The organism is Rhodococcus sp. NPDC055112 (genome assembly GCF_053607505.1).
Genome location: NZ_JBSGTR010000068.1, coordinates 20,065 through 30,443 on the forward strand (window position 1 = coordinate 20,065; position 10,379 = coordinate 30,443).

9 protein-coding genes are annotated in these 10,379 nt (G+C 69.4%); 6 read left to right on the forward strand and 3 right to left on the reverse strand.

What is annotated here, in order from left to right:
* The first annotated feature begins 35 nt into the window (after positions 1-35).
* The 4 genes from ACWFRB_RS22965 (at position 36) to ACWFRB_RS22980 (ending at position 6,029) form a co-directional block, all read left to right on the forward strand.
* Positions 36-1,235, forward strand: a complete 1,200-nt coding sequence (locus ACWFRB_RS22965; protein WP_027503207.1) for an argininosuccinate synthase — start codon at positions 36-38, stop codon at positions 1,233-1,235.
* A gap of 3 nt (positions 1,236-1,238) precedes the next feature.
* Positions 1,239-2,663: an argininosuccinate lyase gene (gene argH / locus ACWFRB_RS22970; protein ID WP_452643550.1), complete on the forward strand. Its 1,425-nt coding sequence runs from the start codon at positions 1,239-1,241 to the stop codon at positions 2,661-2,663.
* A gap of 103 nt (positions 2,664-2,766) precedes the next feature.
* The gene (locus ACWFRB_RS22975; RefSeq protein ID WP_452643551.1) at positions 2,767-5,742 is read left to right on the forward strand and encodes an acyl-CoA synthetase; all 2,976 of its coding nucleotides are present in this window, start codon (positions 2,767-2,769) and stop codon (positions 5,740-5,742) included.
* A gap of 68 nt (positions 5,743-5,810) precedes the next feature.
* Positions 5,811-6,029, forward strand: coding sequence for a Trm112 family protein (locus ACWFRB_RS22980; RefSeq protein WP_452643552.1), 219 nt, complete (start codon positions 5,811-5,813; stop codon positions 6,027-6,029).
* Between the two features lies 1 nt (position 6,030).
* On the opposite strand, the gene ACWFRB_RS22985 is transcribed toward ACWFRB_RS22980, so the two are convergent.
* From ACWFRB_RS22985 to ACWFRB_RS22995, 3 genes are read right to left on the reverse strand one after another with little or no spacing between them, the layout of a single operon-like run.
* Positions 6,031-6,645, reverse strand: a complete 615-nt coding sequence (locus ACWFRB_RS22985; RefSeq protein WP_452643553.1) for a TetR/AcrR family transcriptional regulator — start codon at positions 6,643-6,645, stop codon at positions 6,031-6,033.
* Positions 6,642-7,397: an ABC transporter permease gene (locus ACWFRB_RS22990; protein ID WP_452643554.1), complete on the reverse strand. Its 756-nt coding sequence runs from the start codon at positions 7,395-7,397 to the stop codon at positions 6,642-6,644. The genes ACWFRB_RS22985 and ACWFRB_RS22990 overlap by 4 nt, the downstream gene beginning before the upstream one ends.
* Positions 7,394-8,137, reverse strand: a complete 744-nt coding sequence (locus tag ACWFRB_RS22995; RefSeq protein WP_452643555.1) for an ABC transporter ATP-binding protein — start codon at positions 8,135-8,137, stop codon at positions 7,394-7,396. Before ACWFRB_RS22995 ends, ACWFRB_RS22990 begins: the two co-directional genes overlap by 4 nt.
* A gap of 110 nt (positions 8,138-8,247) precedes the next feature.
* Between ACWFRB_RS22995 and ACWFRB_RS23000 the strand changes: the two genes are divergently transcribed.
* The gene (locus ACWFRB_RS23000; RefSeq protein ID WP_452643556.1) at positions 8,248-8,874 is read left to right on the forward strand and encodes a DNA-3-methyladenine glycosylase; all 627 of its coding nucleotides are present in this window, start codon (positions 8,248-8,250) and stop codon (positions 8,872-8,874) included.
* On the forward strand, positions 8,871-10,145 hold the full coding sequence (gene tyrS, locus ACWFRB_RS23005) for a tyrosine--tRNA ligase (protein ID WP_452643557.1): 1,275 nt from the start codon (positions 8,871-8,873) through the stop codon (positions 10,143-10,145). The genes ACWFRB_RS23000 and tyrS overlap by 4 nt, the downstream gene beginning before the upstream one ends.
* Positions 10,146-10,379: the final 234 nt, after the last annotated feature.

Here is a 10,379-nt window from a genome sequence, read left to right on the forward strand (position 1 = left end):
TGTGAAGAGTTACAACCTGAAGGAGCACAAAGACCATGGCTGAACGCGTCGTACTCGCCTACTCGGGCGGGCTGGACACCTCGGTGGCCATCAGCTGGATCGGCAAGGAGACGGGCAAAGAGGTCGTCGCCGTCGCCATCGATCTCGGCCAGGGCGGCGAGGACATGGAGGTCGTGCGTCAGCGTGCCCTCGACTGCGGCGCGGTGGAGTCCGTCGTGGTCGACGCCCGCGACGAGTTCGCGAACGAGTACTGCCTGCCGACGATCCAGGCCAATGCGCTGTACATGGACCGGTACCCGCTGGTCTCGGCCATCAGCCGCCCCCTGATCGTCAAGCACATCGTCGAGGCCGCGCGCGCCCACGGTGGCACGGTGGTCTCGCACGGTTGCACCGGCAAGGGCAACGACCAGGTCCGCTTCGAGGTCGGCTTCGGCGCCCTCGCGCCCGACCTCGAGGTCATCGCACCGGTCCGCGACTACGCGTGGACCCGCGAGAAGGCGATCAAGTTCGCCGAAGAGAACAACATCCCGATCAACGTCTCCAAGAAGTCGCCGTTCTCGATCGACCAGAACGTGTGGGGCCGCGCCGTGGAGACCGGGTTCCTCGAGGACCTGTGGAACGCGCCGACCAAGGACGTCTACGACTACACCCAGGACCCCACGGTCAACTGGAACGCACCCGACGAGCTGATCATCAGCTTCGAGGCGGGCAAGCCCGTCGCGATCGACGGCAAGCCGGTCACCGTGCTCGAGGCCATCCAGGAGCTCAACAAGCGCGCCGGTGCCCAGGGTGTCGGCCGCCTCGACGTGGTCGAGGACCGTCTCGTCGGCATCAAGAGCCGCGAGATCTACGAGGCGCCCGGCGCCATGGTGCTCATCACCGCGCACCAGGAGCTCGAGCACGTCACCCTCGAGCGCGAGCTCGGTCGCTACAAGCGTCAGATGGAGCAGCGCTGGTCGGAGCTGGTCTACGACGGCCTGTGGTTCTCCCCGCTCAAGGACGCGCTGGACTCGTTCGTCGCCAAGACCCAGGAGCGGGTCACCGGTGACATCCGGCTGTTCCTGCACGGCGGCGCGATCACCGTCAACGGTCGCCGCAGCCCGGAGTCGCTCTACGACTTCAACCTCGCCACCTACGACGAGGGCGACTCGTTCGACCAGTCCTACGCCAAGGGCTTCGTCAACATCCACGGCCTGTCCTCCAAGGTCGCGGCGAAGCGCGACCTGGGTCTCTAGGTCATGAGCGACGCGCACGGCACCAACGAAGGCGCCCTCTGGGGCGGCCGGTTCGAGTCCGGACCGGCCGCCGCCATGGCGGCGCTGAGCAAGTCCACGCACTTCGACTGGGTGCTCGCGCCCTACGACGTGCGTGCCTCCAAGGCGCACGCGAAGGTGCTGCACGCGGCCGGGCTGCTCGGTGACGCCGACCTGGCCACCATGCTGGACGGCCTCGACCGGCTCGGCGCGGACGTGGCCAGTGGCGCGTTCGCGCCCGCGGAGTCCGACGAGGACGTGCACGGAGCGCTCGAACGCGGTCTCATCGAACGGGTCGGCCCCGAGGTCGGCGGACGCCTGCGTGCCGGACGGTCCCGCAACGACCAGGTGGCCACCCTGTTCAGGATGTGGCTGCGCGACGCGGCCCGCCGGGTGGCGGCCGGGGTGCTCGACGTGGTCGACGCCTTGGCCACCCAGGCGGCCGCGCATCCCGACGCGGTGATGCCGGGCAAGACGCACCTGCAGGCCGCGCAGCCGGTGCTGCTCGCGCACCACCTGCTGGCGCACGCGCACCCGCTGCTGCGCGACGTGCAGCGCCTGGAGGACTTCGACAAGCGGGCGGCGGTGTCCCCGTACGGTTCGGGCGCACTGGCCGGTTCGTCGCTCGGGCTCGATCCGGAGGCCATCGCGGCGGAGCTGAACTTCGACTCCTCCGCGGAGAACTCCATCGATGCCACCTCGTCGCGGGACTTCGCGGCTGAGGCGGCGTTCGTGTTCGCGATGATCGCGGTCGATCTCTCCAGGATGGCCGAGGAGGTCATCATCTGGAGCACCCCTGAGTTCGGCTACATCACCCTCGCCGACGCCTGGTCGACCGGTTCGTCGATCATGCCGCAGAAGAAGAACCCGGACGTCTCGGAGCTGACGCGCGGCAAGGCGGGCCGGCTGATCGGAAACGTCACCGGCCTGCTCGCGACGCTCAAGGCTCAGCCGCTGGCGTACAACCGGGACCTGCAGGAGGACAAGGAGCCGGTGTTCGACTCGGTGGCGCAGCTCGAGCTGTTGCTGCCCGCGATCACCGGTCTGGTCTCGACCCTCGAGTTCCACACCGATCGGATGGCGGAGCTGGCCCCGGCCGGGTTCACGCTCGCCACCGACATCGCGGAATGGATGGTGCGGCAGGGTGTTCCGTTCCGGGTCGCGCACGAGGCGGCCGGCGCCTGCGTCCGGGTCGCCGAGGGCAGGGGAGTCGGGCTCGAGGAGCTGACCGACGAGGAGCTGGCGGCCGTGGATCCGGCGCTGACGCCCGCGGTGCGGGAGGTTCTCACGGTCGCGGGTTCGATCGCGTCGCGTAACGCGCGGGGTGGCACCGCCGGTGTACAGGTCGCCCGCCAGCTCGGCGGCGTCCGCGAGTCCTCGCGCGTGCGGCGCGCCTGGATCGGCCGGTGAGTCACCCCGACGAGAGCGTGCGGCGGGGTGCGTTCACCGGCCGCGCGCGGGGAATATAGTGTGATCTGAGTCACCATCGATCATCCCTTGGGGGGACGCAGAAGTGAGTTGGTATCCAGAGGTTCTGAACGGCTCGGTGCGTCGTGTCGTGGCCACCGCTCAGAACGGCCTCGAGGTGATTCGGCTGGGTGGCCTGGAGACGGAAGCCCGTCCCTCGCAGTTCCGGGTCGTCGAGCGGGAGCCGATGTTCCGGCTGCGCCGGTACTTCGCGGACGAGGCCGCCGACGGCTCCCGGCCGCCGATCGTGCTCGTGCCGCCGATGATGATGTCGGCGGACGTATACGACGTCGCGCAGGACCAGGGCGCCGTCGGTGTCCTGCACGCGATGGGTCTCGATCCGTGGGTGGTCGACTTCGGGTCGCCGGACAGCGAGGACGGCGGCTGGAACCGCACACTGGCCGACCACGTCGTCGCCATCAGCGACATCATCGACCGGGTGCACGAGCACACCGGCCGGGACGTGCACCTCGCCGGGTACTCACAGGGCGGAATGTTCTGCTACCAGGCCGCCGCCTACAGGCGGTGCAAGAACCTGGCCAGCGTGATCACCTTCGGGGCACCCGTCGACACGCTCGCGGCGCTCCCGCTCGGCATCCCCGAGGGCGTCGCGACCAGGGCCGCCGACTTCCTCGCCGATCACGTGTTCACCCGGCTCTCGATCGCGGGATGGATGGCGCGCACGGGCTTTCAGCTGCTCGACCCCGTCAAGACCGCGAAGTCCCGGCTCGACTTCCTGCGTCAGCTGCACGACCGGGAGGCCCTGCTGCCGCGCGAGCAGCAGCGGCGCTTCCTGGCCACCGAGGGATGGGTCGCCTGGTCGGGCCCGGCCGTCGCGGAACTGCTCAAGCAGTTCATCGTGCACAACCGGATGATGTCCGGCGGCTTCGTCATCCAGGAGCGGCTGGTCACCCTCGCGGAGCTGAGCTGCCCGATCCTTGCCTTCGTCGGTGAGGTCGACGACATCGGCCAGCCCGTGGCGGTGCGCGGCATCCGGAAGGCGGCACCGCGTGCCGAGGTCTTCGAATCCACCTTGCGTGCAGGCCACTTCGGGCTCGTCGTCGGGTCCGCCGCGGCCACCCAGACCTGGCCGACCGCGGGCGAATGGGTGCGCTGGCGGGAGGGGCTCGGGCCCCGACCCGAGACCGTCGACGAGATGACCTATGAGGATCAGCCTGCGACGGAGACCGGGGTCTCGGTGAGTGATCGGATCCTGCACACCGGGGCGTCCATCGCCGAGGTGGGCGTCGGGATCACCAGGGGCGTGCTGGACATCACCTCGCACACGATGCGCGGAACAAGGGAATTGTCCGCCGAGGCGATCCGGGTGCTGCCCCGGTTGGCCAGGCTCGGGCAGATCCAGCCGCACACGACGATCTCGCTCGGCAAGCTGCTGGCCGAGGCGGGCGCCAAGTCGCCGAAGGGCGAGTGCTTCCTGTTCGACGACCGGGTGTACACCAACGAGGCCGTCAACACCCGGATCGACAACGTGGTGCGGGGGCTGATCTCGACGGGCGTCCGTCCCGCCGAACGCATCGGCGTGCTCATGGAGACCAGGCCGAGCGCGCTCATCGCGATCGCGGCGCTTTCGCGGATCGGCGCCGTCGTCGTCATGCTGCCGCCGACCGCCGACCTGTCCGCGTCGGTGCGCCTCGGCGGGGTCCAGACGATCATCACGGACCCGGACAACCTGCGCTCCGCCACCTCGCTCGGGGTCGACGTGCTGGTCCTCGGTGGCGGTGAGTCGCGGGTTCTGGAAACCGAACCAGACTCGGCCACAATCGATCTCGAGAAGATCGACCCGTCGAAGGTGAAGTTGCCGGCGTGGTACCGACCGAACCCCGGACGCGCACAGGAGCTCGCCTTCGTGTTGCTGAGCCGGTCCGGCGGCCATCTCGAGGCGAAGCACATCACCAACCACCGCTGGGCGCTGTCCGCCTTCGGTACCGCGACAGCGGCGAATCTGGGCCGCGGTGACACGGTGTATTCGATTGCTCCGCTTTACCATTCGTCCGTACTCCTGGCCACGCTCGGCGGCGCGATCGCCGGTGGCTCGAGGATCGCGCTGACCCGGGGTCTCGATCCCGCGCAGTTCGCCGCCGAGGTGCACCGCTACGGCGTGACCGTGGTCGCCTACACGTGGACGATGATGCGTGAGCTGGTGAACTGCGAGGACCTGCCCATCGGACCCGGGCACCCGATCCGCCTGTTCATCGGTTCCGGCATGCCGCGCGGCCTGTGGCTGCGGACGATGGAGCGATTCGAGCCGGCGCAGGTCCTCGAGTTCTATGCCTCCACGGAGGGCGCGGTGGTCCTCGCGAACGTCTCGGGTGCCAAGCCGGGCTCGAAGGGACGCCCGCTGCCCGGTAGCACCCCGGTCCGGATTGCCGCGTACGACCCGGTCCGCGGCGAGTACCTGGTCGACGACGAGGGGCTGGTTCGTGAGTGCGGGGTGGGGGAGGTCGGGCTGCTGCTCGGTCACGCGACCCACAACGAGGCGATCAGCGGCGCGATGCGCGGGGTGTTCGGCGCGGGCGATGCCTGGGTGCCGACCGAGCACCTGTTCACCATGGACGCCGACGGCGACTACTGGATGATGGACGAGAAGAACGCCGTGGTCCGGGCCAAGCGCGGCCCGGTGTTCGGGCAGCCGATCGTCGACGCCCTCGGCGGGATCGAGCGCGTGGACAGCGCTGTGGCCTACGGGGTCGTCGTCGGGGACGAGGAGCTGGCGGTGGCCGCCCTGACACTGCTCCCCGACAGTTCGCTCAGTGCAGTCGATCTGGCGGATGCCCTCGCCGACCTCGAGCCCGCGCAGCGCCCGGATCTGATCCACGTCGTCCAGGAGATCGCGATCAGCAATTCGTACCGGCCGAGGCGTAGCGCGCTCAAGGCGGCCGGACTGCCGAAGCCCGGTGTGCGCTCGTGGTACTACGACCCGGAGAAGGACGGCTATCGCCGCCTGACCCGGGCGGTGATCGCGGAGCTGAAGGAGCAGGGGAGTCGGGCACTGACCGGGTAGCCGGGTAGCGTTACCGACGACATCGGCTGTTGCCGACCGCACCCTTCGTACGCTCGAGAGGACCTTCCGTGGCGCTTGATCCCACCCTGCTGAGCATCCTGGCCTGCCCGCAGGACAAGGGTCCCCTGCTGCTCGTCGGCGACGAGTTGCTCTACAACCCTCGGCTGCGCCGCGCGTACCCCATCGAGGACGGCATCCCGGTCCTGCTGGTGGACGAGGCGCGGAGCGTGGGAGACGACGAGCACGAAACGCTGCTCGCGCGCGCCGGCGGCCCGGCCGCAGGCTAGGTCAGTCCACCGCCCCGGTCAGGTAGCGCTGCACCGTGGGGCCGATCAGGACGACGACCTCGTCGACGGACAGCGAGGCGATCGGTTCGAGCCGGAGCAGATACCGGGTGATCAGCAGCCCGGACAGTTGCGATGCGACCAGGGTGGCCCGCAGTGGGCCGCTTCCCGGTGGGTCGTCGAACCGCCCGACGAGTTCGCGCAGGATCACCTCGGTGAGGAAGTTGCTCACCAGGCCCGTCGACTCGCCGGAGATCGCGGCGCGGAAGGCGGCCAGCACGGCGGTGCCCTGCGGCGACTCCCAGACCCCGAGCACGCCGCGCAGCAGCAGCTCGCCGATCTCCCCGTCCTGGGCGCCGAGCACCGTCCCCAGGATCACCTGGGGATCCACCGGCATGTCGACCGCGGCGAGGAACAGCGCACGCTTGGTACCGAAGTAGTGGTGCACCAGGGCCGAGTCCACACCGGCCTCCGCGGCGATCGCGCGCACCGAGGTCCTCTCGAAGCCGGTGTCCGCGAACTGATTCCGGGCTGCGGTGAGGATGAGCTCCTTGGTGTCCGGATTGCCGGGCCTGCGTCCGGATCGAGCCACCGCCCCGGCGGGGCTGCGGGAGGTCATGGCGTTCGCCTGCGCAGCGTCGCCGCGGCGAGGCACAGCGCCACGACCGCGAAGCCGGCGACGACGCCGAGGTCGCGCCACATCATCGCGGTGCTGCCGGGGTACCGCGCGACCTGCTGCAGGGCCTCGACGGCGTAGCTCAGCGGCATTACGTTCGAGATCCATTCCAGCCACTGCGGCAGCTGGTCGCGCGGCACCAGCAGGCCGCACAGGAACAGCTGCGGGATGACGATCACCGGCATGAACTGGACCGCCTGGAACTCGGTCCGGGCGAAGGCGCTGCACAGCAGTCCCAGCGCGACGCCGAGCACCGCGTCGAGCACCGCGATCAGCACCACCAGCCCGACACTGCCCGCCGTGGTGAGACCGAGGAGCCCGAACGTCACCAGGCAGGCGAGCGCCGCCTGCGCCGCGGCGGCGAGCGAGAACGCGGTGCCGTAGCCGCCGAGCAGGTCCAGCTTGGACATCGGGGTGGTGAGCAGCCGTTCGAGGGTGCCCGAGCTCCGTTCGCGCTGCATCGCGATGGAGGTGACCAGGAACATCACCACGAACGGGAGGATCCCCAGCATGGTGATCGCGATCCGATCGAACAGCGACTGCTCGCCGGGCGGCGTCGGCACGTTCACGTAGAGGAAGTAGAGCAGCGTCATCAGCAGTGCCGGGACCAGCAGGATCATCGCGACGGTCCGGTGATCGGCGCGGAGCTGGCGGAGGATCCGTCCGGTGCTGGCGGTGTAGATCCGCGCGTTCATGACTGCTGCGCTCCCACGGTGCGGGTGCGGATCAGGGTGAGGAAGGCGTGCTCGAGGCTGGACTGTCCGGTTTCGGTGCGCAGCTCGTCGGGGCTGAGCTGCGCGATCACGCTGCCCTCGCGCAGGAGCAGCAGCTCCGGGCAGTGTTCGGCCTCGTCCATCACGTGACTGGAGACGAGCAGCGTGGTGCCGCCTGCCGCCAGATCGGCAAACCGATCCCACAGGTCGGCGCGCAGCACCGGATCGAGCCCGACGGTCGGTTCGTCCAGGATGAGCAGTTCCGGATTTCCGACCAGGGCGCAGGCGAGGGACACCCGGGCGCGCTGGCCGCCGGAGAGCTGCCCGGCCGGTTGATCGGAGTAGCCGCCGAGCGCGACTGCGTCGATGGCCTCGGCGGCGGTGGCCGCCGGACGGCCGTACAGGGCGGCGAAGTACCGGACGTTGTCGCGGACCGAGAGGTCGAGGTAGACGGTGGGCGACTGGGTGACGTACCCGACCCGGTGCCGCAGCGAGGCGGAGCCTGCGGGCTCGCCGAGCACGGTGACCGAGCCCGATTCGACGATCTGTGTTCCCACGATCGCCCGCATCAGGGTCGTCTTGCCGCAGCCGGAGGGGCCGAGCAGGCCGGTGATGGAACCGCTCCTGACGTTCAGGTTGAGCGTGTGCAGCACTTCGTTTCTGCCGCGGCGGACGACGAGATCGGAGATCTCGATCGCCGGGCGAGCCGTCGATTCGGGCATCGGAGCCTCAATTCATCGAGTGATGAAATCATCCTTGGATGAATTCTCTGCCCGTTGTGGGTGGGGTGTCAACACCCCGGCGGGGACGACTTCGAGGCACAATCGGCGAGATGTCGGAGCGAGAGCTGGCCGCCGCGGACCCCCTCACGGCGGCACGTCTGGTGCTCGGGGCCCGACTCACCACCGGCGGCGTCACGGTGCGAGTCGTCGAGGTCGAGGCGTACGGCAGCGACGACGCGGGGCCGTGGCCGGACCCGGCCGCGCATTCCTATCCGGGGCCGACTCCGCGCAACGCCGTGATGTTCGGGCCCGCCGGCCGGCTGTACGTCTACCTCAGTCACGGGCTGCACCTGTGCATGAACGTCTCGTGCGCGGGTGTCGGTACCGCGGGCGCGGTCCTGCTCAGGGCTGCCGAGGTGATCGAGGGCGAGGACATCGTGCGTCGGCGCCGTGGCCAGGACAAGCGCCATCGCGACCTGGCGCGGGGGCCGGGAAAACTCGGCCAGGCACTCGGAATCACCCTGGCGGACAACGGAACCGATCTCTTTGCCGCCGGGTCCGCGATTCGGTTGCGGCTCGATCCGCTGCCCGAGCACGCCGAGGGTCCGCGCGTCGGGGTGAGTCGGGCAGCCGAGTGGGCCTGGCGGCTGTGGGATCCCGCCTCCTCCGCGGTTTCCACCTACCGTCGCAGCCCGCGTGCACCCGTCGTCCCTGGTGCGAGAGAATCGAAGGCGTGACTGCGAACATCATCGACGAACTCCACTGGCGTGGCCTCATCCAGCAATCCACGGATATCGACGCGCTGCGACGCGACGCCGATGCCGGTCCGGTCACGCTCTATGCCGGCTTCGACCCCACCGGCCCCAGCCTGCACGCCGGTCACCTGGTGCCGCTGCTCGCGCTGAAGCGATTCCAGATGGCCGGCCACCGACCGATCGTGCTCGCGGGCGGTGCGACCGGGCTGATCGGTGATCCGCGCGACGTGGGGGAGCGCACCATGAACTCCGCCGACACCGTCGCCGAGTGGGCGGGACGCATCCGCGCCCAGCTCGAGCGCTTCGTCGAGTTCGAGGGTCCCGGCGCCGCCGTCATCGAGAACAACATGAACTGGACCGGCAAGCTGACCGCCATCGACTTCCTGCGCGATGTCGGCAAGCACTTCTCGGTCAACGTCATGCTGGCGCGGGACACGGTCAAGCGCAGGCTCGACTCGGACGGCATGTCGTACACCGAGTTCAGCTACATGCTGCTGCAGGCGAACGACTACCTGCAGCTCCGCCGCGAGTACGGCTGCACGCTCCAGGTCGGCGGGTCCGATCAGTGGGGAAACATCATCGCCGGCGTCGAGCTCAACCGACGGGTGGACGGGGAGTCGGTGCACGCGCTCACGGTCCCGCTGGTCACCTCGGCCGACGGCAAGAAGTTCGGCAAGTCGACCGGTGGCGGCAGCCTGTGGCTCGACCCGGAGATGACCAGTCCCTACGCCTGGTACCAGTACTTCGTGAACACCGCGGACGCTGACGTCGTCCGCTACCTGCGCTGGTTCACCTTTCTCACGCAGGAGGAGCTCGCCGAGCTGGAGGAGCAGACGCTCACGCGGCCGCAGGCCAGGGCGGCGCAGCGCCGGCTCGCCGCGGAGATGACGACACTGGTGCACGGCGAGCACAACACCGCCGCCGTCGAGCACGCCAGCCAGGCACTGTTCGGCAAGGCCGAGCTGGCCGAACTGGACGAGTCGACCCTCGCCGCCGCGCTGAGCGAGGCGGCGGTCGCGCAGGTGCGTCCCGGCGACGCGACGACCATCGTCGACCTGCTGGTGACCAGCGGTCTCTGTGAGAGCAAGGGCGCGGCGCGCCGGGCCGTCAAGGAGGGCGGTGCGTCGGTGAACAACCAGCGCATCAGCGCCGAGGACTGGGAGCCGCAGGCGACCGACCTCCTGCACGGACAGTGGCTGGTCATCCGTCGCGGCAAGCGGAACTTCGCAGGCATCCAGGTACTGCCCGCCTGAGTCGATCGCCAGGGGTGGCGCGCGTCACATCGATGTGATTCGATGGATTCGCGCCCCCAGGGCGGTGCGTGCGGCCCGCGACCTGCGGGAGTTCCGCGACGCATGCAGCTGACCTGGGGATTTGACGCTGTGTTCTTGTTCGCGTAACTTTTGTCGAGTCAGAGCGACACGGACACCGACCCGGCCGAGAGGCGCGGGACACGAGGTTGGACGTAGGCGCCAGACAATCCTAGA

Coding starts and splice junctions, on each gene's coding strand:
- ACWFRB_RS22965 (WP_027503207.1), top strand. CDS start 36: ATGGCTGAACGCGTCGTACTCGCCTACTCGGGCGGGCTGGACACCTCG.
- argH (WP_452643550.1), top strand. CDS start 1,239: ATGAGCGACGCGCACGGCACCAACGAAGGCGCCCTCTGGGGCGGCCGG.
- ACWFRB_RS22985 (WP_452643553.1), bottom strand. CDS start 6,645: ATGACCTCCCGCAGCCCCGCCGGGGCGGTGGCTCGATCCGGACGCAGG.
- ACWFRB_RS22990 (WP_452643554.1), bottom strand. CDS start 7,397: ATGAACGCGCGGATCTACACCGCCAGCACCGGACGGATCCTCCGCCAG.
- ACWFRB_RS22995 (WP_452643555.1), bottom strand. CDS start 8,137: ATGCCCGAATCGACGGCTCGCCCGGCGATCGAGATCTCCGATCTCGTC.
- ACWFRB_RS23000 (WP_452643556.1), top strand. CDS start 8,248: ATGTCGGAGCGAGAGCTGGCCGCCGCGGACCCCCTCACGGCGGCACGT.